Origin of the sequence: Streptomyces sp. NPDC021356 (assembly GCF_040641015.1) — a bacterium.
In the GTDB taxonomy this organism is placed as follows: domain Bacteria; phylum Actinomycetota; class Actinomycetes; order Streptomycetales; family Streptomycetaceae; genus Streptomyces.
The window spans coordinates 284,205-309,187 of record NZ_JBFACU010000001.1 but is presented as its reverse complement, the minus strand read 5'-3'; the positions used below and the strand labels follow the sequence as shown (position 1 = coordinate 309,187).

General features: G+C 75.4%; 20 protein-coding genes and 3 pseudogenes. 7 read left to right on the top strand and 16 right to left on the bottom strand.

Annotation, left to right across the window (positions count from 1 at the left end):
* Positions 1 to 93: 93 nt before the first annotated feature.
* The 4 genes and pseudogenes from AB0G56_RS01365 to lanKC form a co-directional block, all read right to left on the bottom strand.
* Positions 94 to 465: pseudogene (locus AB0G56_RS01365) on the bottom strand (ATP-binding cassette domain-containing protein); the annotation flags it as partial.
* A 1,247-nt stretch (positions 466 to 1,712) separates the two neighbouring features.
* Complete coding sequence (locus tag AB0G56_RS01360) at positions 1,713 to 3,497, bottom strand: ABC transporter ATP-binding protein (protein WP_360961766.1); 1,785 nt, start codon at positions 3,495 to 3,497, stop codon at positions 1,713 to 1,715.
* A gap of 316 nt (positions 3,498 to 3,813) precedes the next feature.
* The gene (locus AB0G56_RS01355) at positions 3,814 to 3,933 is read right to left on the bottom strand and encodes a SapB/AmfS family lanthipeptide (RefSeq protein ID WP_360961763.1); all 120 of its coding nucleotides are present in this window, start codon (positions 3,931 to 3,933) and stop codon (positions 3,814 to 3,816) included.
* A gap of 88 nt (positions 3,934 to 4,021) precedes the next feature.
* A complete protein-coding gene (gene lanKC, locus AB0G56_RS01350) occupies positions 4,022 to 6,733 on the bottom strand; it encodes a class III lanthionine synthetase LanKC (RefSeq protein WP_360961760.1) in 2,712 nt (903 codons plus the stop codon).
* Positions 6,734 to 7,057: 324 nt separating this feature from the next.
* Between lanKC and AB0G56_RS01345 the strand changes: the two are divergent.
* The 4 genes and pseudogenes from AB0G56_RS01345 to AB0G56_RS01330 form a co-directional block, all read left to right on the top strand.
* Positions 7,058 to 7,421, top strand: a pseudogene (locus AB0G56_RS01345) (PAS sensor protein); the annotation flags it as partial.
* Between the two features lie 114 nt (positions 7,422 to 7,535).
* The gene (locus AB0G56_RS01340) at positions 7,536 to 7,835 is read left to right on the top strand and encodes a hypothetical protein (RefSeq protein WP_360961757.1); all 300 of its coding nucleotides are present in this window, start codon (positions 7,536 to 7,538) and stop codon (positions 7,833 to 7,835) included.
* Positions 7,836 to 8,037: 202 nt separating this feature from the next.
* The gene (locus AB0G56_RS01335; protein ID WP_360961754.1) at positions 8,038 to 8,409 is read left to right on the top strand and encodes a DUF6479 family protein; all 372 of its coding nucleotides are present in this window, start codon (positions 8,038 to 8,040) and stop codon (positions 8,407 to 8,409) included.
* A 134-nt stretch (positions 8,410 to 8,543) separates the two neighbouring features.
* On the top strand, positions 8,544 to 8,732 hold the full coding sequence (locus AB0G56_RS01330; protein WP_360961751.1) for a hypothetical protein: 189 nt from the start codon (positions 8,544 to 8,546) through the stop codon (positions 8,730 to 8,732).
* 85 nt (positions 8,733 to 8,817) lie between these two features.
* Here the strand turns inward: AB0G56_RS01330 and AB0G56_RS01325 are convergent, their stop codons facing one another.
* From AB0G56_RS01325 to AB0G56_RS01315, 3 genes and pseudogenes are all read right to left on the bottom strand, one after another.
* A complete protein-coding gene (locus AB0G56_RS01325; protein ID WP_360961748.1) occupies positions 8,818 to 9,405 on the bottom strand; it encodes a hydrolase in 588 nt (195 codons plus the stop codon).
* A gap of 124 nt (positions 9,406 to 9,529) precedes the next feature.
* Positions 9,530 to 10,872, bottom strand: a pseudogene (locus AB0G56_RS01320) (MFS transporter).
* Between the two features lie 86 nt (positions 10,873 to 10,958).
* Positions 10,959 to 11,420 (bottom strand): MarR family transcriptional regulator, encoded by a 462-nt coding sequence (locus tag AB0G56_RS01315; RefSeq protein ID WP_360961745.1) that lies wholly within the window; start codon positions 11,418 to 11,420, stop codon positions 10,959 to 10,961.
* 202 nt (positions 11,421 to 11,622) lie between these two features.
* Here AB0G56_RS01315 and AB0G56_RS01310 point away from each other — a divergent pair, with 202 nt between their 5' ends.
* The gene (locus AB0G56_RS01310; RefSeq protein ID WP_360961742.1) at positions 11,623 to 12,132 is read left to right on the top strand and encodes a metallophosphoesterase; all 510 of its coding nucleotides are present in this window, start codon (positions 11,623 to 11,625) and stop codon (positions 12,130 to 12,132) included.
* Between the two features lie 340 nt (positions 12,133 to 12,472).
* Here the strand turns inward: AB0G56_RS01310 and AB0G56_RS01305 are convergent, their stop codons facing one another.
* The 7 genes from AB0G56_RS01305 to AB0G56_RS01275 form a co-directional block, all read right to left on the bottom strand.
* Entirely contained in the window at positions 12,473 to 13,267 is a 795-nt protein-coding gene (locus tag AB0G56_RS01305) for an SRPBCC family protein (RefSeq protein ID WP_360961739.1), read from the bottom strand.
* Between the two features lie 75 nt (positions 13,268 to 13,342).
* On the bottom strand, positions 13,343 to 14,449 hold the full coding sequence (locus AB0G56_RS01300; protein WP_360961736.1) for an XdhC/CoxI family protein: 1,107 nt from the start codon (positions 14,447 to 14,449) through the stop codon (positions 13,343 to 13,345).
* On the bottom strand, positions 14,442 to 15,710 hold the full coding sequence (locus AB0G56_RS01295) for a VWA domain-containing protein (protein ID WP_360962225.1): 1,269 nt from the start codon (positions 15,708 to 15,710) through the stop codon (positions 14,442 to 14,444). Before AB0G56_RS01295 ends, AB0G56_RS01300 begins: the two co-directional genes overlap by 8 nt.
* 140 nt (positions 15,711 to 15,850) lie before the next feature.
* Entirely contained in the window at positions 15,851 to 16,744 is an 894-nt protein-coding gene (locus AB0G56_RS01290) for a MoxR family ATPase (RefSeq protein WP_360962222.1), read from the bottom strand.
* Between the two features lie 6 nt (positions 16,745 to 16,750).
* The gene (locus AB0G56_RS01285) at positions 16,751 to 17,605 is read right to left on the bottom strand and encodes a xanthine dehydrogenase family protein subunit M (protein WP_360961733.1); all 855 of its coding nucleotides are present in this window, start codon (positions 17,603 to 17,605) and stop codon (positions 16,751 to 16,753) included.
* Complete coding sequence (locus tag AB0G56_RS01280) at positions 17,602 to 19,995, bottom strand: molybdopterin cofactor-binding domain-containing protein (protein WP_360961730.1); 2,394 nt, start codon at positions 19,993 to 19,995, stop codon at positions 17,602 to 17,604. Before AB0G56_RS01280 ends, AB0G56_RS01285 begins: the two co-directional genes overlap by 4 nt.
* On the bottom strand, positions 19,992 to 20,489 hold the full coding sequence (locus AB0G56_RS01275; RefSeq protein WP_360961727.1) for a (2Fe-2S)-binding protein: 498 nt from the start codon (positions 20,487 to 20,489) through the stop codon (positions 19,992 to 19,994). Before AB0G56_RS01275 ends, AB0G56_RS01280 begins: the two co-directional genes overlap by 4 nt.
* A gap of 226 nt (positions 20,490 to 20,715) precedes the next feature.
* Here AB0G56_RS01275 and AB0G56_RS01270 point away from each other — a divergent pair, with 226 nt between their 5' ends.
* Positions 20,716 to 21,504 (top strand): MerR family transcriptional regulator, encoded by a 789-nt coding sequence (locus AB0G56_RS01270; protein ID WP_360961724.1) that lies wholly within the window; start codon positions 20,716 to 20,718, stop codon positions 21,502 to 21,504.
* Positions 21,501 to 22,730: a glycosyltransferase gene (locus AB0G56_RS01265; RefSeq protein ID WP_360961721.1), complete on the top strand. Its 1,230-nt coding sequence runs from the start codon at positions 21,501 to 21,503 to the stop codon at positions 22,728 to 22,730. Before AB0G56_RS01270 ends, AB0G56_RS01265 begins: the two co-directional genes overlap by 4 nt.
* 19 nt (positions 22,731 to 22,749) lie before the next feature.
* Here AB0G56_RS01265 and AB0G56_RS01260 read toward each other — a convergent pair whose 3' ends face one another.
* A complete protein-coding gene (locus tag AB0G56_RS01260; RefSeq protein WP_360962219.1) occupies positions 22,750 to 23,979 on the bottom strand; it encodes a glycosyltransferase in 1,230 nt (409 codons plus the stop codon).
* A 136-nt stretch (positions 23,980 to 24,115) separates the two neighbouring features.
* Complete coding sequence (locus AB0G56_RS01255) at positions 24,116 to 24,964, bottom strand: bifunctional 5,10-methylenetetrahydrofolate dehydrogenase/5,10-methenyltetrahydrofolate cyclohydrolase (protein ID WP_360961718.1); 849 nt, start codon at positions 24,962 to 24,964, stop codon at positions 24,116 to 24,118.
* Positions 24,965 to 24,983 lie beyond the last annotated feature (19 nt).

Genomic DNA, 24,983 nt, shown 5'->3' with positions numbered 1-24,983 from the left:
CGCGCGGGCCTCGGCGTCCGGGTCCAGGTGGCAGGTCGCCTCGTCGAGCAGGACGAGCGGGGCGTACGACAGGTACGCCCGGGTCAGCGCGATCAGCTGACGCTCGCCCGCCGACAGCGCCGCCGGGTCGACCAGGGCCTCGGGGCCGCCCAGGCGGCGCAGGAGCGGGGCCAGTCCGACCGTCTCGGCCGCGGCGAGCAACTCGTCCGGGGGGACCGGGGCGGGGCGCAGGTGGGAGAGGTTCTCCCGGAGCGTCCCCGTGTGGACGTACGCCTCCTGCGGGATCAGCACCCGGCACGCGGCGGCGCCGGACCCCGGGACCCGGCGCCCGTACACCTCGATCTTCCCGGCCGCCGGTTCCAGCAGCCCGGCGACCAGCGAGGTGAGCGTCGACTTGCCGATCCCGCTCGGCCCGACGACGGCCAGGTGAGCGCCGTGCGGGACGACGAGGTCGAGGTCCCGCACCACGGGTTCGCTGTGCGGGCCGTAGGCGAAGGTGACGGAGGCGAGGGCGAGTGCGGGGGCGGTTCCTGAGCCGGGCACGGGCCGGGGTGCGGGTTCCGTGGCGCAGGGGGCGGCGGGTGCGGGGCCCGGTTCCGTACCGTGAGGGACGGCCGGGTCGTTACACCGGCTGTCCCGGCTGTCCCGGCTGTCCCGGCTGTCCCGGCTGTCCCGGCTGTCCCGGCTGTCCCGGCTGTCCCGGCTGTCCGGGCTGTCCGGGGCGAGGCGGCGCAGGACCACCGTCAGGCGGGCGCCGCCGGCGCCCAGGCCGTGGATCAGGTTCTGCAGGGCCGGCAGGAGCGACTGGGTCACGTAGGCGAGGGCACCCACCAGCGCGCCGGGCCTCACGTCGTGGTCCAGCAGCCACGGCGCGGCGACCAGGAGCAGGACGACCGGCGCGTGACCGCCCACGGCGAGCGCCGTCACCCGCAGGACACCCCACCGGGCCAGCGCGCCCGCCGCCCGCCGCTCGGCCTCGACGCACTCGGCGAGACTGGCCGCGACCCGCGCCTCCGCACCGAAGGCCGTCACGTCCCGCAGCCCCGGGCACACCTCGCCCAGCCGCTCCGCGAGAAGTTCGTCGGCGGCGAGGTACGCCTCCTGGCGCAGGGCGAGCGGACGCAGCGTCACCGCGAACAGGGCGATCGCGGCGACCAGCGGCGGCACGACCACCGGTACGAGCGGCGGCGCCAGCGAGAACAGGCCGACGACGGCGCCGGCCGCGGCGACCACGAACGACCGGGAGACGAGCACCAGCCCGGCGAAGGTGTCGCGCGCGATCTCCACCTGCTGGGTGAGCCCGGACAGGGCACCGCCGTCCGCCTCCCGCACCCCGCGCGCCACGACCCGCTCCACGAGCCGGTCCCGCAGCGGCTCGACCAGCGCGGCGACCGAACGGTAGACCCGTCCCGTGCCGTACGCGCCGAGGAGGACGCCGGCCCCGGCGACCCCCAGCCAGGCCAGCCCGACCCCCGTCCGCCCCGCCAGGAACCCGGAGTCCAGGGCGCGGGCCGGCGCGTAGCCGAGCAGGAACGTCTGCCCCGTCTCCAGCACGGACCACCCGCCCAGCCGGATCAGATCCCGCCACCGGGCGCGCAGGAAAGCGAGGCCGCGCCGGTACGCACCGCTCGCCGTGGCCGGCGGGCGCACAGGCGTGCCCACGCCGGTTGCGTCCGCGCCGGACGTGCCCGGGCGCCCGCCCCGCTCCGCGCTCACGACCGGGCCCCCTGAGCCGGCCCGTCCGCCCCCGCGCCCGGGGCCACGGCACCTGGCCTGTCGTCCTCCTCCTTCTCCTCCGCCTCCCCGAACACGCGCTTCTCCTCCGCCTCCCCGAACACGCGCCGGTACCCCTCCTGCCGCCACAACCGGGCATGCGTGCCCACAGCCCGTACGCGCCCCTCGTCCAGCCAGGCGACCGTGTCGGCGCGTGCCGCGGTCGCCGCGCGGTGGGCGACGACGAGGCGGGTGGTGTGGCCACAGCCCTGCGCGAGGGCGTGGGTGATGTGGTGCTCCGTGACGGTGTCCAGGCTGGAGAGGGCGTCGTCGAGGACGAGGAGCCGGCCGTCGTGGGCGAACGCGCGGGCCAGACCCAGCCGCTGGGACTCGCCGCCCGAGCGGGGCGCGTCGGCCGGGGCGGTCGCGTAGCCGTCGGGCAGGCGGCGGACGAAGTCGTCCGCGCGGGCGGTGCGGGCCGCCTGCCGGATCCGCTCGGGGGAGCGCGCGACCGGGCCGAGGCCGATGGCGTCCTCGACGGTCGCCCCGATCAGGACGGGCCGTTCGAAGGCGTGGCAGACGGCGCCCCGCAGGTCGGCGTGGGTCAGTTCGCGCAGCGGCACCCCGTCCAGCAGCACCTCTCCGGCGTCCGGGTCGCACAGGCGCCCGGCGAGGGCGGCGAGCAGGGACTTGCCGGAGCCGGAGCGGCCGACCACGGCGAGTGTCGTGCCGCCGGGCACGGTGAGGTCGACGCCGTGGAGCACCGTACGGCCGCCACGCCGTGCCGTGACGCCGCGCAGCTCCAGGCGCCCCGGCCCCGGCGGCAGCCGGCGCCCGCCGTGGGCGGGGGCCGGCTCGGCCAGGACCTCGGCGAGGCGGCCGGCAGCCGCTCGGGCCCGTACCAGCGCCGCGAGCTGCCCGACCAGCGCGCCGATGCCGCTGGCGAGGACCGCGTAGCGGGAGGCGGCCAGGACGTCGCCCACGGTCAGCCGGTGCCGGGCGAGCAGCAGCCCGGCGACGGCGACGACACCGAGGTGCAGCAGCGGGGCCACTGCGACGGCCCGCGCGGCGGCCCGCGCCTGCGCGCGCCACATGCGGTGGCCCGCCCGGGACAGTTCGGGCAGGGGGCGCAGGATCCGTGCCGTTTCCCGGCCCGCCGTGCCGGCCGCCCGGATCGTGCGGGCACCGCCCACGGCCTCCGCGAGCGCCGAGGCGATCCGCCCCTGCACCTCCTGGTAGCGCGTCACGCACTGTGAGGCGTCGCGGGTGAAGGCCCGCAGCAGCAGCGCGAGCAGCGGCGCGCCGGTCAGGAACACGACCGCAAGCCACACGTCGAGGAGGCCGAGCGCCACCACGGCGCCGACCGGTCCGGCCACCGCCGCGACGGCCGCGGCGATCGAGGTGGGCGCGGTGCCCGCCTGGGCGGCGCTGCCCACGAGCCGGGCGACGAGTTCACCGGAGCCGAAACGGGCGGTGGCGCGCGGCCCGAGGGCCAGGACGTGTCCGGTCAGCCGCAGGCGCAGCCACGCCGTCGCACGGGCGCCGGTGGTGCCGTCGAGCACGGTCTCGGCCATGTCGAGGACGGTGAGCAGGGCCAGCAGACCGACGGAGCAACCGACCCAGCGGCCCGCCGGTGCCCGGCTCAGCAGCAGGTCCAGGGTGCGGCCCAGTACGGCGGGCAGCAGCAGTCCGGCGCCGGCCGCGGCCGTGCTCACCAGGCCCAGGGCGACGCAGCGCCCCGCGCCGTGGCGCACGGCCGAGCGCAGCAGCGTACGGGTGGTCACCGGCCGGACGCCGCCGGCGGGGCCCGGCGGCGCCGTCCCACGCCTGCGGCCACGGGTACGGGCGGGGCGCCGGCTGTGGCCCCGGCCATGGCTACGGGTGCTGCCTGGCATCCTCTGCCTCGCCTCTCACACGCAACGGACCGCGTTCTCACGCGGAACGGACCGGGTTCTCACGCGGAACGGACCGGGTTCTCACGCGGAACGGACCGCGTTCTCACACGGAACGGACCGCGTTCTCACGCGGAACGGACCCCGGGCGGTCGCGCTCCCGCGAGGGGAGGACGACCGCCCGGAGCCGTTGGTCGGACGGTGCGGGTCAGAGGCAGAGCAGGACGCTCACCGCGCTGACGCACGACAGCAGGCTGGCCGTGCTGGCGCCGCCGCCACCGCCGTGGATCTCGTCGGACTCCATCGTCTGCAGGTCGAGCAGTGCCATGCTGTGTCCTTTCGGTCGGCCCCGGACGGTGCCGGGGCTTCGGTCGGTTCCCACGTCGGGGACGGGGGTCGGGTCACGACTCCGTCGATCACGGAGCCGCGTCTGTGGGGGCCGCCTGAGCCGCGGCCGGGTGGGGCAGGAACGGCAGGGCGGCCCGGGCCTCGCCGTCGAGTGCCGCCGCGAGCGCGATCAGGCAGCCGGCCGTTCCGGTGGCGAGGTCCATGGACAGCCGCATCATCTGGTGTCCGGGGAAGGCGAGCCCGCCCTCGTACGCCATCGCGTACCAGCCGAGGGCGTCGACCTGGGCGGCCAGCCGCTTCGGGGTGGCGCCGGGTGCCGTGGTGCGGCTGAGGTGCAGGATCATTCCGGCGCGGCCCTGGAAGAGGCCGGGCTGGGCGTAGAAGCGGGAGGTGGCGGCGGTGAGGACGGCGTCGCGGGCGCGGGTGAACTCCTCGTCCGGCGCGTGCGCGAGGTAGTCGTCCAGGACCATGCCGATGCCCGCGCTGCCGTCGCCCAGGTACGGCAGGGTGCGCCAGCCCTCGTCGACCTCCAGGCCGCCGCCGCTCGGCTGCACCACGCACTGCTCCAGGTCGCGGCGGAGCGCGACGGCGGCGGCCTCGAGCAGCGTGCGTTCGCCGGTCCACTCGTACTGCCGCAGCAGGAACAGCGCGACTCCGCTCGCGCCGCGCAGCAGCCCGGCCCGCCGCCGGGGCGTGTCCGGGCGGGGCTCGGCGAGCCGGGCGGTAAGCAGGTGCGCCGCCTCCGCGGCCCGCTCGCGCAGCTCCGTCTCGCCCGTCGCGCGGGCCAGGGAGCCGAGGACCAGGCCCAGGCCGGCCAGGCCGCCGCGCAGGTCGGAGGCGAGTTTCTGCCAGCGCTCGCGCAGGATGCCCTCGACGAGGTCCAGGGCGCGCCCGCGGTGGCCGAGCCGGTCCAGGACGTGCGCGACGCCCGCGAGACCGTCGTAGAGGCCGAAGGGTGTGCCCGGTGGCGCGGACGCGGTCCGCGCGAGCAGCCAGCGTTCGCCCTCCTCGTAGCGCCCGGCCCCCGATTCGGCCAGTGCGTACAGGACTCCGGCCGCGCCGTGCGCGAGGCCGAGGCCGCCGCCGTCGGTGAACTGCGCGATGTCCCCGGGGAAGAGCCGGTCCTCGCGGTCCGGCGTCGCCGAGGCGAGCAGGGCCTCGACCATCCAGTCGCGGCTCGCGGGCCAGTCCGCCGGGTCCCGGTACGAGGGCGTACCGCGCCCCGCCGGGAAGGCGGCTCCCGTTGTCGCCCCCCTCGGGCCCGCGCTCCCGGTCCACCCGTGGCCGGCGCGGCGGTCGTGGCCGGCGTCGGCGTCCCGGCCGGCGCGGGGTGCGCCGCCGTCGCGGGTGATCTCCGCCACGGCTTCGTCGAGGAAGTCCCCGGGGATGTCCGGGAACTGCTCGGCGATCACCTGGGCCAGGTGGGCCGCCTTGCCCCGGTCGATCACGAAGAGCGTGGTCACCGGCAGGAACAGGGCGAGCCGCAGGCAGGCCAGGGCGTAGCGGTCCACGTCGGGTCCGGTGCGGTCCGGCGGGGCGAAGAAGCCCGGGTGGGCGACGACCTGCCGGCCGTCCTCCTCGGCCGGCGCGGCGGCCTCGAAGTCCAGCAGGTGCACCGACTCGTCGTCCGGCCCGACGACGATGTTGAACACGTGCAGGTCGTTGAAGACGATCCCGCGGGCGTGCACCGCGGCCACGGCCCGCTCCACCGCGGCGTGCACCCGCAGCGCCCACGCCGTGTACGCGGCGACGGCCCGCGGGTCGGGGTCCGGGGTGAGCAGCGGGTGCCGGTCGCCGAAGTAGGAGTTGAGCGGCCGCCCCTCGACGAAGTCCATGACGAGGAAGCGGTGCTCCCCGAGGGTGAACCAGTCCCGCACCTCCGGCACGACCCCGGTCCCGGCGAGCCGTTCCAGGGCGTTCTTCTCGCGTTCCAGCCGCATCACGGCGTCGGCGCCGTCCGCGGCGAGACCCGCGTGCGGCCGGCCCTCCTTGAGGACCACCCGGCGGCCGTCCCGCGTGTCGGTGCCCGTGTAGACACCGCCGCCGTTGGAGAAGTGCAGCGCCTTCTCGATGCGGTACGGCAGTTCGCCGACCGTCGTGGTGTTGCGCGCCGCCAGGTGCGGCTCCAGGAACGCGGGCAGCGTCACCCAGGCGGGCACCTGGAAGGACGGCGCCCGACGGTCCGGCACCAGACGCCCCTCGCCGTCGCGCACCGCGGGCACCAGTGAACCGCGTTCGTCGACGACGAAGGCCCGCGCGAACGCGCCGTAGCGGACGTAGAGCGGGCCGTCGCCCCAGCGCAGGTCGGTCAGGATGTACGGCCCCTCGAAGCCCTCCAGCAGCGCGCCCAGCTCGCGCAGCACCTGGTGCAGCTGCTCCTCGCCCTCCGGGTAGACGGTGACGAACTTGCCGCTGGTGTCGCGCGCCGCGTACTTCGTGTTCCGCAGGTGCAGCAGATGCGGGCCGGGGACGAACTTGAAGGGGATCCGGCGCGGCACGCAGTAGTCCCAGACGATCGCGGCGATCCGTTCGGCGTTGTCGCGGGTGGCCGACGCGTGGATCTTCCATCCCTGCGCCGGCCCGGGAGCCGGGCGGCCGTCCGCGCCGAGCGGGGTCAGCGTCAGCCAGTCGCCGGTGCGGGTCGACTCCCACCCCCGCGGTACCGCGCGCCGGGCCGTCTCGTACAGCGGCGTGGCGGTCCGCCCCTCCTGCGACAGCCGGTCGGGCGTCTCGTAGAAGTGCGGATCGGCGAGCGCGTACACCTCGTAGCGCTGGTCCATGTCCGTCCCCCCTCCTGGCCTCCCTGGTCGGCACCGAGCCTTCCAGCCGGGGCCTCCCTGGTCGGCACCGAGCCTTCCAGCCGGGCGGGGGCCGCCGACAGTCACGTCTGTCACGAGACCACCGTGCGGAACGCATGCGTCAAGACACGTTCGAAGAGCGGTGTTCGAACGATGCCGGGCGGCCCGCGCCGGAACCGCGAACCGTCACAGGGGCTGCGCACACGGCCCGTAGGCGCCGCAATGGCCGACGTGGTCGGTGAGGGCGCTGCGGCGCGCGGACCGAGGACCGCGCGGGCCGGACTCAGGACGGGCGCGCTCACTGCCGGCCTGGACCGGCTCGCCCGCGCCCTGGCCGCCCTCGGCCCCGGCCGTCTCGGACCGGTCGCCGACGCACCGCTCACCGGCGCCCGCCGCAACGACGACATCGCCCTGCTCCCGATGCGCTGCGACGGCCTGTCCGTACGCCTGCCGCGGGAGAGCTGGACGGTGTGGTGGTGCCCCAGCGGCCCGGCACGCCCGCCGCTTCACCCGGCGCGTCCTGCGCATGTGGGGCGTCACCGAAGACCCCGACGCGGCCCGCCTGGCAGTACGCGGCATCCTCCTCGTCGAGGCGGTCCCGGCCGCCTGGGGCGCGCTGCCCGTCAGCGGTGGCGAACAGGCGTGGAGCGAACCGGCGCTCGGGCAGTGAGCGGCCCGGCCCGGCCGCCCGGCGCGTCCGCCGACCCGCCACATGGGTGCGCCGCACCGCCGGTACGGCAGGTCTGAGCCGTGCGCCCGGCTGCCGTGCCTAGTGTCCTGGGCTGTGTCACACACCTTCGAAGAGCTTGTGGCGAAGCAGCGCGCGGCCGACGAGGCGCACACCCGGGTCGAACAGCTCCGGGCGACCTACGGGCCGCCCGCGCAGGAGCGGTGGACCGGCGCCCAGAGCGAGACGTACGAGACGGCCCTGCGCGCCTGGCGCGACCTCGCCCGGGACCTGCAGACCGCCCTGAACGAGTACGCCAACGACGAGGGAAGGCCACGGCACGGGGTCGAGGCCGACGTGGAGCGGGCGGCGCGCTCGGCCGAGCAGGACGGAACCGCCGCACCCGACGGCTCCTGAACCGCGCCGGGGCCGCCGTGGAGCCGGAAACGGCCGTGCCGTGCGGCAGCGCCCTGCGGCGGGGGCGGGCGCGCGGTGGGCGCGCCCGCTGTCGCCGTCGCTGCCGGTGGGTGCGGCGCGGCCCTGCGAGCGTGACGTGTCCGGACTCCGCGACCGTGCCACCGTGACGTATCCGCCTGGCCCCCGCGGGTACCCGAAGCGCATGGACACCTCCCGTTACGAAGCAGCCGGGGGCGCCGGGTCGGTCTTCGGGATCGTCGTCATCGTCGTCGGCGCCATCGTCATCGTCGGCGCGCTCATCTGGGCGGTCCGGTTCGGCATCAGGGTGAAGCAGCGCGAACCGCGGACCCCGCGGGGCGGCGAGCACCCGACGCTGCCGGACTCCGGGCCCGTCCACGAGACCCGGCAGCGACGCGAACCCGACGAGGTGCCGCGCGCCGAGGAGACCGGCCGCCGCCTCACCCCGCACGAACTCGGCTCGTCCGGCACCCGGCGCAGCGACGACCAGGACCGCCCGCGCTGGGACCCCGGCTCCAGCGGCTCCTTCGGCAGCGGCGGCCCCGGCGGCAGGTGACCTGCGGGGACCCTCGGCCGACCTAATGCCGGCGGGTTTGCCGCCGGCGCCGTCGGGGACCCGACCGGCCAGGAACCGAAGGGGTCCGCACCGGACCTCCCGCCGCACCGGACGCAGAAGGAAGATGAGGAGCCGTGACCGCGCACATCACTGAGGAACCGGTCGTCCAACCCGTCGAGACGGGCTGGGCCCGGGCCCGCCGGGCCCGGGAGAAGCGCATGCGCACCTGTCTCCCGGCCGTCGGGGACCTCGGCGGAACGCAACCGGGGCGCGGGAGCGGCGACGGAGGCGGCGAGTGGAACATCGTACGGGGCGAGGACTGACCGTCCGCCCCGCGCACAGGGGCCCGTCCTGACCGACGGGGGTGTGCGGCGCACCCGCGCCGCGCACCCCCGTCGTCGTGTCCGTTCAGCCGTGCGTCTTGGCGAGGAGTTCGAGCACCTCGTCCGTGGTGCCCGTCTCGCCCAGCCGCGGGAAGATCCGCTCCACGCTGCCGCGGTGCGCCTCCGCGTCCATGTCCGCCATCGCGTCGGTGGCCAGCGTGACGTGGTAGCCGTGCTCGTGGGCGGCGCGCGCGGTGGACTCCACGCCGATGCTGGTGGCGATGCCGGTCAGCACGATCTGCGTCACCCCGCGGCGGCGCAGCTGCACATCGAGGTCGGTGCCGTGGAAGGCGCCCCAGTTGTGCTTGGTGACAGTGATGTCGCCGGAGTGGCCGGCCAGTTCGGGCACGATCACGTCCCAGCCCTCGGGACGGCTGCCGCCCCCGGAGCGCGCCGCCTCCGTACGGCCGGGCACGGCGTCGGCGAAGTCGGCGGCGAAGGACACCCGGACCAGGACGACGGGCAGGTCCCGGGCGCGGAACGCCTCGGCGAGCCGCACGCTGCGCGCGACCACTTCGGGGCCCGTGTGGGGCGCGGTCGGCGCGGCGGCGATGCCTGCCTGGAGGTCGATGACCACGAGGGCGGTACGGGGGTCGAGGGCGGTGAGCGCCATGGAGGTTCAGGCCTTTCCGGGCTTTCGGGGATTACGGGGATTGCGGGGCTCTGGGGTTTCAGGGGGCGGGGGATCAGAGGGTCGGGTGTTTCAGGTGTTCCCTGGATTCCGGGGGTGGGGTGTTTCAGGTGCTCCCGGGGTCCCGGGGCGTGAGCCGGGCCAGCGACCGGTCCGGGAGGCTGCTCACCAGGAGCAGCACCGAACCGGCGATCATGAACAGGGCCAGGCCGTGCAGCCCGCCCGTGTCGGCGCGGTGCGGGAAGTACCCCGCGGTGGCCGCGGAGGCGCCCAGCGCGCCCAGGTACATGAAGGTGCGCAGCAGTCCGGCGGCCGAGGCGATCCGGGCCGGGTCGGCCTGCCGGTAGAGCGCGTTCTGGTTGGCGAGGCCGATCAGCCCCTGGGGGATGCCCATCACGGCCCCGGCGGCGAGCAGCAGCCACAGGGGACTGCGGGAGCCGATCAGCAGCAGGACGCCGCAGGCGGCGACCTGGACGGCGGCACCGGTCACGAGTTTGACGCGGACGGCCTCGCGGCGTCCGGTGAGGGTGGAGACGACGAGCGCGGCGCCCGACAGCGGCAGCAGCACCAGCCCGGCCGTCGAGGCGCTGAGCCCGCGTCCCTCCTCCAGCCACTGCGTGTAGCCGTACATGAAGGCGTACGTGGTGGTGTAGCCGAGCAGTTGGCGGACGTACGTGGCCAGCAGCGGCGTGTTGCCGCCCAGCACGCGCAGGTCGATGAACGGCTGCCCCGCCCGCAGCTCCCGCACCGCGAAGGCGGCACCCACCGCGGCGGCGAGCACGGGCAGGTACCAGCGGTCCGCCCGCGGTGCCATGAGGAACAGCATCAGCGAGACGAGCGTGCAGGCGAACAGGACCATGCCCGCCGCGTCGATGTCCCGCCGGGAACGCCCGGCGCCCTCCTCCCGCGCTCCCTTCGGCTCCCTGGGCAGCCGCAGGGCGCCGAGGACCAGGCAGGCCGCCGAGAGCGGCACGTTGACCGTGAACACGGCACGCCAGCCGCCGGCGCCGATGAGCAGACCGCCGAGGGCGGGGCCGACCACGGCCACCGTCTGGTTGGCGACGGCGAGCGCGGTGAGGATGCCGCCGGACTGTCCCGCCCGGTGCGTTCGGCCTCGCGCCGGGTGAGCTGCATGGACGCCGGATACGCCGCGGACGTCCCGAGACCGAGCAGCACCCGCGCCCCGATGAGTGCGCCGAGCGACGGCGCGAGCGCCCCCAGCAGCCCGGCGACGCCGACCAGGCCCGTACCGGTCAGGTAGAGGCGGCGGGGGCCGTACATGTCCACCAGCCGCCCGATGACGGGCTGTCCGACGGCCGTCGCCAGGTAGAGCGCCGAGACCAGCCAGACGGTCTGCGCCGGGGGCGCCCCGAAGGCGGTGCCGATCGGGACGAGGGCCACCGCGATCATGGAGGAGTTGACCGGGTTCAGCACCGAACCCAGGAGCATCGGGGCGATCAGCCGGCGGTCGAAGGCGTCGGGAGCCGGGCGTATGCCCGCGCGCTCGCCGGCCGCCCGGCGGGCGAGCCTGGCCTTCACGACCGCGTCAGCCGTTCCATCAGGCCGAACGCCTCGAGGAGCGTCTGCCGTTCGGCCTCGGTGAACCGGTCCTCCAGGGCGCGGGTCAGCCATTCCTCACGGATCTGCCGGTCGCCCTCGATGCGCTCGCGACCGCCCTCCGTGAGGGTGACGAGCTGGCGCCGGCCGTCGTCGGGGTCGGGGCTGCGCCGGATGAGGCCGCGCTGCTCCAGGGCGGCCAGCGTCGTCGCCATCGACTGCGGCCTGACCCCCTCGGCGGAGGCGAGCGCGCTGGCCGTGGCGGCCCCGTGCTTGCCGACCAGGGTCAGCGCGGACACCTGGGAGGGCGTGAGGTCCTCGTCCTGGGCGACCTCGCGGATGCGGCGGCGCAGCCGGCTGAACACCACCCGCAGGTCACGTGCGGCCCGGGCGGCGGAGGCGGAGATCCCGTCGGGCGCTTCGGTGGACTTCTGCTCCATGCGGTCACCGTAGACTCATCAGCCTGGACTGTCCAGTTTCAACTGTTCAGTTCATCTGCTCAACTTGAGCTGTTCGGCTTCGGCTGCCCATCGCCGACTGTTCCGCTCTGTTCCGGCTGGTCGGTTTCGGCTGCTTCAACCGCTCGGTTCCGGCTGTGTTCTTCTCCGCGCTGCGCACTTCCTGCCGCGATACGCTGACGGCGTGCGTCTGCTCCTCACCTCGGACACCCACCTCCCCAAGCGCGCACGCGATCTGCCCGCTCAGCTGCTCGCCGAACTCCCGCGCGCCGACGTCGTCTTCCACGCCGGGGACTGGGTCGACACCGCCACCCTCGACCTGCTGGAGAGCCGCAGCCGCCGGCTGATCGGCGTGTACGGCAACAACGACGGCCCCGCCCTGCGCGCCCGGCTCCCCGAGGTGGCCCACGCCGACGTGGGCGGCCTGCGGTTCGGTGCCGTGCACGAGACCGGGCCCGCCCGAGGCCGCGAGGCCCGGTGCGCCGCGCGCTTCCCCGACCTCGACGTGCTGGTGTTCGGCCACAGCCACATCCCCTGGGACACCACGGCGCCCTCCGGGCTGCGGCTGCTCAACCCGGGGTCCCCGACCGACCGCCGGCGCCAGCCCCACTGCACCTACATGACCGCCACGGTCACCGACGGCCGCCTCACGCAGGTCGAACTGCACCGGCTCCCACCGCGCCGGGCCGGGTGAGGAAGGTCGTGCGTCCCACCCGGCGGGCGGCCTCGTCGTGCACCGTCAGGGGCGGATGGTGCGCAACGGCCTGATGGTGCTGCTGTGACCAGCGAATTTCAGTGAATTATCGGATTCAGGAGACTTTTCGGAATTGGGTGGTTCGTTCCCCCGAGGAGGGGTAGGCGGCCCACAACGGATGAGGCGTGCACGCCTCTGCGGCACATGTGCGGCACACCCCGCTGGAAGGAGGTCCGTGAGAGCTGTACGCAGCCACCGGGCCGCTTTCGCGCACGGAGCGGCCCGGATCTCGCCGAGAATTCGGAAACGAGAAAGGGAAGTGTGACCTCGGGGCGGCCCCTCACCGGGCCGCCCTCCTCCGTACCGCCGCGACGACCAACGCCGCCACCGCCGCAGCCCCCGCCACCACGACGGCGGCGCGCTTGGCGACCGGTACCCCCGCGGCGCGCAGCAGATCGACGGGCTCCGGGCTCGCCGCCGCCACGTGCTCCGCGCTCGCCGCCGCCAGGGGCTCCGCGCTCGCCGCCCGGCCGGCGGAGGCCGACGCGAGGTCGGGGGCCGCAGTGCTGCCGGTACCGGGAGCGGCGGCGGGGCCGGCCCCGGCGGCGGGCGCCTTCTCCGGTGGCCCGGCCGCGGGCGTTCTCCCCGGTGTCCCGGTCCCGGACGCCCTCTCCGCCGCACCCTGCGGCGCCGCGGCGGCCAGCCGCTCCGCCAGGCAGTCCGCGAACTGCCCCACCAGCCGGTCACCCACCTCCGCCAGCACCCCGCGCCCGAACTGCGCCGGCCGCCCGGTCACCGTCAGATCCGTCCGCACCGCCACCTCCGTGACGCCCTCCTGCTCGCGCAGCGCGGCCGTGACGGTGGCCCGCGCGGTGCCCTGGCCCCGGGTCTCCCGGCCGCTCGCGACCAGCACCAGGCGGCGCGCCGCCGCGTCCTGCTCCTCGAAGACCGCCGTCCCCTTGTAGGTCACCGTGATCGGACCCAGCCGCACCTTGACCGAGCCGGTGACGGTCCTGCCGTCGTACGCCTCCACGGCCGCTCCCGGCAGGCACGGCGCGACGCGTTCGATGTCGAGGAGCGCCCGCCAGGCGTCGTCGACGGGGACGGGCACGGTGAACCCGTGGTGCAACTCCATGTCTTCCTCCTCGCGGGCGGGTTCTTCCCGCTCGCATTCGGGCGCGCCCGAACGGACGTGCTCGCACGGGCGTGCTCAAGCGGAACCGTTCACGTGGATGGCTCCCGCTGTCGCCGTCAGGGGAGCCCCGCTGCCGCCCCAGCGCAGCGAGATGATCTCGGCCGCGACGGACACGGCGACCTCCTCCGGCGTACGGGCACCGAGATCGAGGCCCACCGGGGAGCGCAACCGGGACAGTTCGGCCTGCGTCAGCCCTGCCTCCAGCAGACGCTGCACGCGGTCGTGGTGGGTGCGGCGGCTGCCCATCGCGCCGACGTAGGCGGCGGGCCGGCGCAGCGCCTCCTCCAGCAGGGGCACGTCGAACTTCGGGTCATGGGTCAGGACGCAGATCACCGTGCGCCCGTCGGTGTCCGTCGCGTGCAGATAGCGGTGCGGCCACTCCACGACGACCTCGACGGCGTCCGGGAACCGCTTCGGCGTGGCGAAGACCGGGCGGGCGTCGCACACCGTCACCCGGTAGCCGAGGAAGGCGCCGATCCGGGCGACCGCGGCGGCGTAGTCGATCGCGCCGAACACCAGCATCCGCGGGGGCGGCGCGAAGGAGTGGAGGAACACGGAGACGGCGTCCTCGCGGCGCTCGCCGCGCGGCCCGTAGTGCCGCGTCCCGGTGGCGCCCAGGGCGAGTTCGCCACGGGCGTCCGCCGTGACCGCCACGTCCAGGCCGGGCTCGCCCAGCGTCCCCGCCACCGTGTCCGGCCACACCGCGAGCGTCGCCCCGCGCGGCGCCGGGCCGTCGACCACCGTCGCCACGGTCACCGGCTCCCCGGCGGCGACCGACGCCGCCACCGCCCCGAAGGCCGGGTCCGACTCCGCGGTCACGGGCCTGACCAGCACACCGATCTCGCCCCCGCAGGTCAGCCCGACCGCGAACGCGTCCTCGTCGCTGTAGCCGAACGTCGCCAGGCGTGCCTCGCCGCTCGCCACCACCTCTTGGGCCAGGTCGAAGACCGCGCCCTCCACACAGCCCCCGGACACGCTGCCCACCACCTCGTCGTCCGGCCCCACGGCCATGGCCGCACCGGGGTCGCGCGGTGCGCTGCGGCTGACCGTGACGACGGTGGCGAGCCCGAACGGCACGCGCGCCGCGTACCAGCGTTCGAGCACCGGGAAGATGTCACGCACGTTCCCGTACCTCCTCCCTGTCACTGTTGTCCTTCTTGTCCTCCCCGTCGTCCCCCCTGTCCTCCCCGTCGTCCTTCACAGCCTCCCTGTCCTCCCTGTCCTGCCTGTCCTGCCTGTCCTCCTTGTCCTCCCTGTCCTTTCCCTTGCTCTCTCCTTCCGGCTCCGCCTCCGCGCCCCGCACCACCGCGGCCAGTCGCTCCAGGGCGGCCAGGCTGTGGCCCTCGACGAAGGCGTCCACGCTCGGCAGGGCCGCCGCCATGCCCGCGGCGAGGGGCGCGTAACCGGGCCGAGCCTTACGGGGGTTGGCCCAGACCACCCGGTGGGCCAGCCGGTGCAGGCGGCGCATCTGGGCGGCGAGCAGCCGCGGATCACCCCGCTCCCACCCGTCGGACAGGAGCACCACGACCGCCCCGCGCGCCATGCCGCGCTGCCCGAACCGGTCCAGGAACTCGCGCAACAGGTCCCCGAGCCGGGTGCCGCCGCGCCAGTCGGGCACCGCCTCGGCGACCGCCGCCATCGCCAGGTCCGGGTCGCGGTGGGACAACTCCCTGGTCACCCTGGTCAGCCGGGTGCCGATGGTGAACACCTCCGTGCGCCCGCCCCGGGCCGCCGCGTGCGCGAACCGCAGCAGCGCGTCCGCGTACGGTGCCATGGAGCCGCTGACGTCGACGAGGAGCACCACCCGCCGGGGCCGCTCCACCCGTGCGTGCCGCCGCAGCAGTGCGGGCTCGCCGCCGCGCCGCAGCAACTCCCGCACGGTGCGGTGCGGATCGACGTCCCCGCGCCGGGCCGGGCGCCGCCGCGCGGTGCGCCGCGACTGACCGCGCAGCGCGAACGCCGCCAGCAGGCGGCGTACCTGGGCCCGTTCGGCGGGGTCGAGTCCGGCGACGTCACGGTGGCGCAGCACCTCGGCCGCACTGGCGAGCGAGGCGACGGGCGGCCCGTGCCGCCGGTCCCCCGCATCGCCGCCGTGCCGCCCGGCGGGCGCCTCCCGCACGCGGGGCCGGAGCCGGGGCGGCGGAGCGGTCCGTCCGCGCCCGGGCGCCGGCTCCCCGGAGGCCGGCCCGAAGTACGCGCCGAACACCCGCTCGTACCGTTCCAGATCGTCCCGGTCCCCGCACAGGGTCAGCCGCCCCGCCCAGTACACGTCCGCCCGCACCCCCGGACGCAGCGCGTCCACCGCGCGCAGGAATGCGTGGACCCGCTCGGTGCTCACCCCGGCGCCGGCCGCGCGCAGGGCCCGCGCGAAGCCGAGCAGCACCGCGTCGGCGCGCGGGCCCCGGGAGCCGTCGCCCGCGCGAGCACCGCCACCGTCCCCGCCGCGGGCCCCGCGGCCGGCGCCACCGTCCCGGCTCCCGCCACCGTTCCCGCCACGGCCACCGGCGACCGCTTTGCCCACGCTCACGCCCGCCCCGCCCCTCGGTCCGCCAGGATCGCCGCGAAGTCGAGTCCGCGTGCCCGCTGCGTGTCCTCGCGGTACTTCAGGACTGATCCCAGCGTGGCCACCGCCAGTTCCGCGTCGGCCTCGTCGGCGCCCAGCGCGTCCAGGGCGCGGACCCAGTCCAAGGTCTCCGCCACACCCGGGGGTTTGAGCAGGTCCTCGGCGCGCAGGGCCTGCACCAGGGCGGTCACCTGCTCCGCGAGGCGCGCCGACACCCCGGGCAGCCGGCGGCGCACGATGGCGAGTTCGCGGGCGAAGCCGGGGTGGTCGAACCAGTGGTACAGGCAGCGCCGTTTGAGCGCGTCGTGCACCTCACGGGTGCGGTTGGACGTCAGCACGACCACCGGCGGCACCTCCGCCCGCAACGTGCCCAGCTCGGGGATCGTCACCTGGAACTCGGAGAGCACCTCCAGCAGGAACGCCTCGAACTCGTCGTCGGCTCGGTCGATCTCGTCGACCAGCAGCACCGACGGCTGGGTCTGCAACGCCCGCAGCAGCGGCCGGGCGACCAGGAACCGCCGGTCGTACAGCTCGCGCTCCAGCCGGTCGGCGTCCTTGACCCCGGCGGCCTCGGCCGCCCGCAGGTGCAGCAGCTGGCGGGGGAAGTCCCAGTCGTACAGGGCCTGCGAGGCGTCGATGCCCTCGTGGCACTGCAACCGGATCAGCGGCGCGCCGAGCGCTTCGGCCAGGGCGGTGGCGAGCGCCGTCTTGCCCACGCCGGCGTCGCCCTCGCAGAAGACCGGCCGGTGCAGGCGCAGCGCCAGGAAGCAGGCGACGGCGAGCCCGTCGTCGACGAGGTAGCCGGTCTGCTCCAGGCGGGCCCGCGCCTGCTCGGGGCTGTCGATGGGGGTGATCGGCGCTCACCCCGTCCCGGTGGCGGCGAGGACCGCCCGCTTGGTGAGCACCCGGGCCAGGTGCGCCCGGTACTCGGGCGAGGCGGAGGCGTCCCGCGAGGGCCGGGTGCCCTCGGCCGCCGACCGCGCCGCCCGCGCCACCGCGTCGGCGTCCCCGGCACCCGCCAGCGCCTCCTCGGCCGCCGCGGCCCGCAGCGGGGTCGCGCCCATGTTGGTCAGGGCGATCCGCGCCTCGGCGATGTGCCCGCCCTCGCGCCGGACGAGCGCGGCCACGCCGACCATCGCCCAGGACTGGGCGACCCGGTGGAACTTCTCGTACCGGAAGTCCCAGCCGTCGCGCCTGGGCACCCGTACCTCCGCCAGCACCTCGTCGGGCGCGAGCGCGGTCTGCAGGTAGTCGGCGAAGAAGTCCCGCGCCAAGATCGTGCGTCGGCCGCCCGGCCCCACGGCGACCAGTTCGGCCTCCAGCGCCAGGGCCACCGCGGGCAGGTCGCCGGCCGGGTCGGCGTGGGCGAGGGAGCCGCCGAGGGTGCCCCGGTGCCGTACGGCGGGGTCGGCGACCGTCTCGGTGGCCTGGGCCAGCAGCCCCGCGTGGCGGCGCACCAGCGGATCGTGGACCACGTCGTGATGGGTGCTCAGGGCGCCGATCACCAGGGTGTCCCCGTCCTCGCGGACCCCGCGCAGCCCGGGGATCCGCCCGACGTCGACCACCAGCTCGGGGAAGGCCAGGCGCAGCCGGAGCAGCGGCAGCAGGCTCTGCCCGCCCGCCAGGACCTTGGCGTCCTCGCCCGCGTCGGCGAGGACGCGCACGGCCTCGTCCAGGGTGGCGGGCCGCACGTAGTCGAACGCGGGGGGAATCATGCCGAGACCTCCTCGTCCGCCGTCCGGGACGAGTGCGCGTCCCGGACCGCCTCCCAGACCCTCTGCGGTGTGCAGGGCATCGGTACGTCGTGCACACCCAGCGGGCGCAGCGCGTCGACGATCGCGTTGACCACGGCGGGCGTGGAGGCGATCGTGCCCGCCTCGCCGACCCCCTTGACCCCGAGCGGGTTGGAGGCGGCGGGCGTCTCCGTGCGGTCGGTGACGAATTCGGGCAGGTCCGCCGCCGAGGGCACCAGGTAGTCGGCCATGGTGCCGGAGACCAGGTTGCCCTCGGTGTCGTACACCGCCTCCTCGTACAGCGCCTGCGCGATGCCCTGGGCTAGGCCGCCGTGCACCTGCCCCTCCACGATCATCGGGTTGATCACCCGCCCCACGTCGTCGACGCAGACGTAGGACCGGATCCGGGTCTGCCCGGTCTCCGTGTCGACCTCGACGGCGCACAGGTGGGTGCCGTGCGGGTAGGAGAAGTTCTCCGGGTCGAGCACGTGTTCGGCGTTCAGGGTGGGTTCCATGCCCTCGGGCACGTCGTGCGAGGTGAACGTCTCGAAGGCGACCTCCTGGATGGTCCTGCGCGCCTCCGGGGAGCCCTTCACCGAGAACACGCCGCCCTTGAACTCCAGGTCGCCCTCGTCGGCCTCCAGCAGGTGGGCGGCGACCTTGCGCGCCTTGTCCACCACCTTCTCGGCCGCCCGGTGCACGGCCGCGCCGCCCACGACCAGCGACCGCGAACCGTAGGTGTCCATGCCCTGCGGGGCCACCAGCGTGTCGCCGTGCACCACCTCGACGTCCTCGAACGGAACGCCCAGCGCGTCGGCGGCGATCTGGCTCCAGCAGGTCACGTGCCCCTGCCCGTGCGGGCTGGTCCCGGTGACCACCTCGACCTTGCCGGTGGGCAGCATGCGGATGCTCGCCGCCTCCCAGCCGCCGGCCGAGTACCTGAGGTCGCGCAGCACCCGGCTCGGGGCGAGCCCGCACATCTCGGTGTACGTCGACACGCCGAGGCCCAGGCGTACGGTGTCGCCGCGCTCGGTGCGCTCGGCCTGCTCGGCGCGCAGGTCGTCGTACCCGAACAGGTCCAGGGCCTTGGCGGTCGCCGCCTCGTAGTCGCCGCTGTCGTAGGTCAGGCCCGCGATCGAGGTGTACGGGAACTCCTCGTGCCGGATCCAGTTGCGGCGGCGCACCTCCACCGGGTCGAGGCCCACCTCGGCGGCGAGTTCGTCCATGGCCCGCTCGATGGCGTACGTGGCCTCGGGGCGCCCGGCGCCGCGGTAGGCGTCGGTCGGGGTCCTGGTGGTGAACACGCCCGTGCAGTCGAACTCGTAGGAGTCCATCTTGTAGATCGCCGGGTACATGAACGCACCCAGGATGGGGATTCCGGGCGTGACCAGCATCAGGTAGGCGCCCATGTCGGCGAGCAGGCCGACCTTCAGGCCGAGCAGTTTCCCCTCGCGGGTCGCGGCGATCTCGACGTCCTGGATCATGCCGCGGCCGTGGTGGGTGGCCAGGTAGCCCTCGGAGCGCGACTCGGTCCACTTCACCGGCCGGCCGAGCCTGCGGGCGACGGCCAGCGCGGCGGCCTCCTCGCCGTACACCTGGAGCTTCGAGCCGAAGCCGCCGCCCACGTCCGGGGCGACCACCCGCAGTTTGTGCTCCGGGACGCCGGTGACCACGGAGAGCATGATCCGCAGGATGTGCGGGATCTGGGTCGCGGAGTACACCGTGTACTCGCCGGTGGCGGCGAGCGGGGTGACGACGACCGCGCGCGGTTCCATGGCGTTGGGGATCAGCCGCTGCTGGCGGTAGCGGCGCTTGAGCACCACGTCCGCGCGCTCCCGGACCGACTCGAAGTCCTCGCCGGCGCGCAGCGGCCAGTCGTAGGCGCGGTTGGTGCCCTTGTCGGCGTGGACCAGAGCGGAGCCCTCGGCGAGCGCGGCCTCCAGGTCCAGGACGGGCGGCAGCGGCTCGTAGTCGACCTCGACCGCCTCCAGCGCGTCGGCGGCGGCGTACCGGTCGCGGGCCACCACGACCGCCACCGGGTCACCGGCGTGCCGCACCTCCTCCAGCGCGAGCGGCGGATGGTCGGGGAGCACCATGTCCTCGGTGACGGGCCACGCGCAGGGCAGCGAGCCCAGGCCGTCGGCCAGGTCGCGGCCGGCGAACGCGGCGACCACGCCGGGGCGTTCGAGAGCGGCGGAGACGTCGACGCGGACCAGGCGCGCGTGCGCCATGGGACTGCGCAGGAACGCCAGGTGCAGCAGCCCGGTCACGGAGATGTTGTCGGTCCAGGTGGTCTGGCCGGTGATCAGCCGGGCGTCCTCCTTGCGCAGCCGGGCCCGCCCGACCTCGCGCTCGACGGCCTGGCCGGTCATGCCGTCACCTCCTCCGCGGGCACGGAGGTGTCCGGCGCGCCCTCGGCCGCGGCGAGCACCGCGCGGACGATGTTCTGGTAGCCGGTGCACCGGCACAGGTTGCCCTCCAGCGCCTTGCGCACCTCGGCCCCCGTCGGATGCGGGTTCTCCCGCAGCAGAGCACGCGCCGCCATGATCATTCCCGGGGTGCAGTAGCCGCACTGGAGAGCGTGCCGCTCGTGGAAGGCGCGCTGCAACGGCGTCCACGCGTCGCCCTCGGCCAGCCCCTGGACGGTGGTGACCGCGCCGCCGTCCGCCTGGACGGTCAGCACCGTGCAGCTCTTGACGCTCATGCCGTCCAGCTCGACCGTGCAGGCACCGCAGTTGGAGGTGTCGCAGCCGATCGGCGTACCGGTCAGGCCGAGCCGGTCCCGCAGGTAGTGGACCAGCAGCAGACGGGGTTCCACCTCGTCCTCGTACGTCGTGCCGTCCACCGTGACCGAGATGTGGGTCATGGGCCCTCCAGAGACCGAATGGGCGTACGTGAGGGAAATCAGCGACCAGCGTGGTGTACGTCACTCTATGACCGGGCCCCGGGCACGGCGAGTGGTGCGACGCGGTTCACGACAACCCCCTCCACCGCGAAGAGCACCTGCCGGAACCTGCCCCGGCGCCCGGGACCGCGTTTGACCCTGCCCCTACGTCAGGCTTCACGCTGTACGCCGACGAAAGGGCAGGTGAATGAGCTACTCCGTGGGACAGGTGTCGGCGTTCGCCGGGGTGACGGTACGGACGCTGCACCACTACGACCGGGCAGGGCTGCTGTCGCCCGGCGGCCGCAGCCACGCCGGGTACCGGCTGTACGACGACGCCGACCTGGCACGCCTCCAGCAGATCCTCTTCTACCGGGAACTCGGCTTCTCCCTCGACGAGATCGCCGACATCCTCAAGGACCCGCAGGCCAACGCGCTGGAACACCTGCGGGCACGGCAGCGGCGACTGGGCGAGGAGATCGCCCGGCTGCGGCGGCTGGCCGAGGTGGCCGAGCGCGCCATCGAGGTCCAGCAGACCGGTGTGTCCCTCACCCCCGAGGAACGCTTCGACGTCTTCGGCGAGATCGCCTTCGACCTCAGCTACGCCACCGAGGCCCAGCTGAAATGGGCCGACTCGGGGGGACAGCGGGAGTCGATGGCACGGGCCGCCGCGCACAGCAAGGAGGACTGGAGGCAGCTCATGCGCGAGGCGGGCGCCTGGCGCGCCGAACTGCTCGCCGCCTTCGACGACGGCGAGAGCGCCGACGGGGAACGGGCCATGGACCTCGCCGAGGAGCACCGCCTGCACATCTCCCGCTGGTTCACCTCCTGCCCGCCCGCCATGCACCGGCGCATCGCGGACGACATCGTCGCCGACCCGCGCGCCTTCGCCCTCGTCGTCCCGCCCTCGCAGCAGCGCCCCGGCCTGGCCGCCTACCTCGGCAAGGCCGTGCACGCCAACGCCGCCCGCCGCACCGAAGACGGGGAGGACCGATGAGAATACTGATCGCCGCGGCCGGATCGCGGGGCGACGTCGACCCCTACACGGGCCTGGGCGCCGGGCTGCGCCGGGCCGGACACGACGTCGTCCTGGCCGCGCCCGACACCTTCGCGCCGCTGGCCCGCCGCGCCGGGCTGGAGTTCCGCGGCCTGCCCGCCGACCCCCGGGCCCACGGCGACGTCACCGGCCGGCGGGGCCTGATGCGCAGCGCCGCCGCGTTCGTCGACCGGCTCGCGCGGGGCTTCGCCGACGCGGTGCGCGACGACACCGACCTGCTCGTGCTGTCCACCACCACCGCCCCGCTCGGCTGGCACCTCACCGAGGCGACGGGCACCCCGAGTATCGGCGCCTACCTCCAGCCCACGACGCCGACCGGCGACTTCCCGCCCGTCGTCACCGGCACCCGCTCCCTGGGCCGCCTCGGCAACCGCGCCGCCGGCCGCCTCGGCGTGCGCATGGCCGACCGTCTCTACGACGACGCCGTCGCCGGGCTGCGGCGCGACCTCGGCCTTCCGCCGCTCGGCCCCGCCGCCGCGCGACGCCGCCAGGAGGCCGCGCACTGGCCGGTCCTGCACGGTTTCAGCGAGGCCGTCGTACCCCGCCCGGCCGACTGGCGGCCGGGACTGGACGTCGTCGGCAACTGGTGGCCGTACGTCGGCCCGGACGAGCGGTTGCCCGCCGAACTGGAGGACTTCCTCACGGCCGGAGGGCGGCCGGTGTTCGTCGGGTTCGGCTCCATGGCGCGCGGCGAGGGGGAGCGGCTGAGCGAACTGGCGGTGGGAGCCCTGCGGAGGGCCGGTCTGCGCGGCGTCCTGCAGTCCGGCAGCGCCGGGCTCGCCGCCACGGGCGACGACGTCCTGACGGTCGGCGACGTGCCGCACGCCCTGCTCTTCCCGCGCGTCGCCGCCGTCGTGCACCACGCCGGGGCGGGCACCTCGGCGGCGGCGCTGCGCGCCGCGGTGCCCTCCGTGCCCGTGCCGGTCGCGGCCGACCAGCCGTTCTGGGCGGCCCGGCTCACCGCGCTCGGCGCCGCTCCCGGGCCCCTGCCGTTCGCGGAGCTGACCGCCGAACGACTGGCGGCGGCGCTCGACTCGGCCGTACGGGACGCCAGGCACGCACACACCCGTGCCGCCGCCGGCGTCGCCGAGCGCCTCACGGCGGAGGACGCGGTGGCCCGGACAGTGCAGACGATAGAGCGAGTGGCACAGGAGGCGGGGCGGTGAGCCCGCGCTGACGGCTCCCTCAGCCGGTCAGCCCGTCGACCGCCTGGAGGACCGGGGCGACGCCGTCCTCCTCGCGGATGCGGGCGCCCAGGCGCTCGGCGCACTTCCGGTGCGCCGGGTCCCGGGTGGCCCGGACGAGAGCCGCGGCCAGGCGGTCCGCGGTCAGGCCGCGCAGCGGGACGGCGCACGGCGCCACCCCGAGGGAGACGAGGCGCTCGGCCCAGAAGCCCTCGTCGAACTGGACCGGCAGCGGCACCGCCGGAACCCCGGCACGCAGCCCCGCGGCGGTCGTGCCCGCGCCGGCGTGGTGCACCACGGCCGCCATCCGCGGGAACAGCGCCGCGTGCGGCACCTCGCCGATCGTCAGCATGTCCTCGCCGGCCGCCGCGAGTCCGCCCCAGCCGCGCTGCACCACTCCGCGCAGCCCGGCCCGGCGCAGCGCGCGCACGATGGTGCCGCTCAGCCGCTCGGGATCGGGCACGGTGGCGCTGCCGAGCCCGACGAAGACCGGCGCCGGCCCCGCGTCCAGGAACTCCCGCACCCGCGCGGGAAGCAGGTCGTCACGGTCGTAGGGCCACCAGTAGCCGCACACCCGAAGCCCCGGCCGCCAGTCACGCGGCCGGGGCACCACCAGCGGACTGAACCCGTGGAACACCGGCAGCCGCAGCCCCGCCCGGATCCGGCGGCCGGTGCCCAGGCGGGCGGGCGGCAGGCCCAGCCGGGCGCGCACGGTGGGCACGGCCGCCGAGAACACCCGCTCCACCGCGAGGTTCACCCCGTGCCCCGCGAGCCGGTTCGCCGCCGCGCCCCAGTGGCCGCCGCCGAGCAGCGGCGGCGCGAACTCGCGGGTCGGCGAGAGCGGTTGCAGGTGCGTGCCCATGCTGGGCAGGCCCAGCGCCTCGGCGATGGCGTGCCCGACCGGGCCCAGCGACCCCGACAGCAGCAGGACGTCGCTCTTCCCGGCCGCCACGACCAGGTCGTCCGTCATCCGGGCCAGCGCCGCCCGCACGATCCCCACGGCCCGCAGCATCTTGCCCACGTCCGTCGCACTGCGGTGCAGCCCCCGCCCGCGCGTGGACTCCAGTTCGGCCCGCGGATCCACCGGCAGCGCGTGGAAACCGAGGCCCGATCCCGCGACCAGCGGCTCGAAGCACCCGTGGGTGACCAGGGTGACCGCATGACCCGCCCGGGCCAGGCCGTGCCCCAGTCCCGTGAAGGGGGCCACGTCTCCCCGGGAACCCGCCGTCATGATCGTTACGCGCACGTCGGCCAGTATGGCCGCGGCACCGCCCGCCACCGGCGAACGACCCGTCCACGTCGGCGCGGCCACCCGCGCAGCCGCAGGAGCGCCACCGGCCGGGCGCCGGGACGCCCGGCCGGTGCCGTCAGGCCCCCAGCTGCCGGGCGGCGGCGTCCACCGTCTGCTCCAGGAGCGTGGCGATGGTCATCGGACCGACGCCGCCCGGCACCGGCGTGATCAGCGAGGCGCGCTCCACCGCGGAGTCGAAGTCCACGTCCCCGACGTTGCCCGCGTTGTAGCCCGCGTCGATCACCACCGCACCCGGCTTGACGTCCTGGCCGCGCACCAGCCGGGGCCGGCCCACGGCCGCCACGACGATGTCCGCCTCCCGCACCACCGACGACAGCTCCCGGGTCCGCGAGTGGCAGTACGTCACCGTGGCGTCCCGGGCCAGCAGCAGCATGCCCACCGGCTTGCCGAGGATCGCGCTGCGCCCGACCACCACCGCCCGCTTCCCGGCCGGATCGACGTCGTAGGCGTCCAGCAGCCGCAGGATGCCGCCGGGCGTGCAGGAGACGAACCCCGGCAGGCCGAAACCCATCGTGGCGAAGGAGGCGAAGGTGACGCCGTCGACGTCCTTCTCGGGCGCGATCGCCTCGAACGCGGCCCGTTCGTCGATGTGGTCGCCGACGGGGTGCTGCAACAGGATGCCGTGGACCGACGGGTCCGCGGACAGCGCCCGCAGCGTGCCGACCAGCTCCTCGGTGCCGGTCGTGGCGGGCAGCTCGACGTGCCGGGAGGCGATGTTCGCGGTGCGGCACCGGTTCTGCTTCATCCTGACGTAGGTCACGGAGGCGGGGTCCTCGCCGACCAGCACCGTGGCCAGACACGGCCGGGTGCCCGTGCGGGCGGTGAGGTCGGCGGCCTTGTGCGCGGTCTCCTCGACGATGCGCCGGGCGAGCGCGGTGCCGTCCATGAGGCGGGCTGGGGACATGTCCACTCCTGAGCGTTCG

Bases quoted from the DNA above. Each gene is read 5' to 3' on its own strand.
- AB0G56_RS01355 (WP_360961763.1), bottom strand. From the start codon at position 3,933: ATGGCACTGCTCGACCTGCAGACGATGGAGTCCGACGAGATCCACGGC.
- lanKC (WP_360961760.1), bottom strand. From the start codon at position 6,733: ATGGACCAGCGCTACGAGGTGTACGCGCTCGCCGATCCGCACTTCTAC.
- AB0G56_RS01335 (WP_360961754.1), top strand. From the start codon at position 8,038: ATGGACACCTCCCGTTACGAAGCAGCCGGGGGCGCCGGGTCGGTCTTC.
- AB0G56_RS01325 (WP_360961748.1), bottom strand. From the start codon at position 9,405: ATGGCGCTCACCGCCCTCGACCCCCGTACCGCCCTCGTGGTCATCGAC.
- AB0G56_RS01315 (WP_360961745.1), bottom strand. From the start codon at position 11,420: ATGGAGCAGAAGTCCACCGAAGCGCCCGACGGGATCTCCGCCTCCGCC.
- AB0G56_RS01305 (WP_360961739.1), bottom strand. From the start codon at position 13,267: ATGGAGTTGCACCACGGGTTCACCGTGCCCGTCCCCGTCGACGACGCC.
- AB0G56_RS01285 (WP_360961733.1), bottom strand. From the start codon at position 17,605: ATGATTCCCCCCGCGTTCGACTACGTGCGGCCCGCCACCCTGGACGAG.
- AB0G56_RS01280 (WP_360961730.1), bottom strand. From the start codon at position 19,995: ATGACCGGCCAGGCCGTCGAGCGCGAGGTCGGGCGGGCCCGGCTGCGC.
- AB0G56_RS01275 (WP_360961727.1), bottom strand. From the start codon at position 20,489: ATGACCCACATCTCGGTCACGGTGGACGGCACGACGTACGAGGACGAG.
- AB0G56_RS01270 (WP_360961724.1), top strand. From the start codon at position 20,716: ATGAGCTACTCCGTGGGACAGGTGTCGGCGTTCGCCGGGGTGACGGTA.
- AB0G56_RS01265 (WP_360961721.1), top strand. From the start codon at position 21,501: ATGAGAATACTGATCGCCGCGGCCGGATCGCGGGGCGACGTCGACCCC.
- AB0G56_RS01260 (WP_360962219.1), bottom strand. From the start codon at position 23,979: ATGACGGCGGGTTCCCGGGGAGACGTGGCCCCCTTCACGGGACTGGGG.
- AB0G56_RS01255 (WP_360961718.1), bottom strand. From the start codon at position 24,964: ATGTCCCCAGCCCGCCTCATGGACGGCACCGCGCTCGCCCGGCGCATC.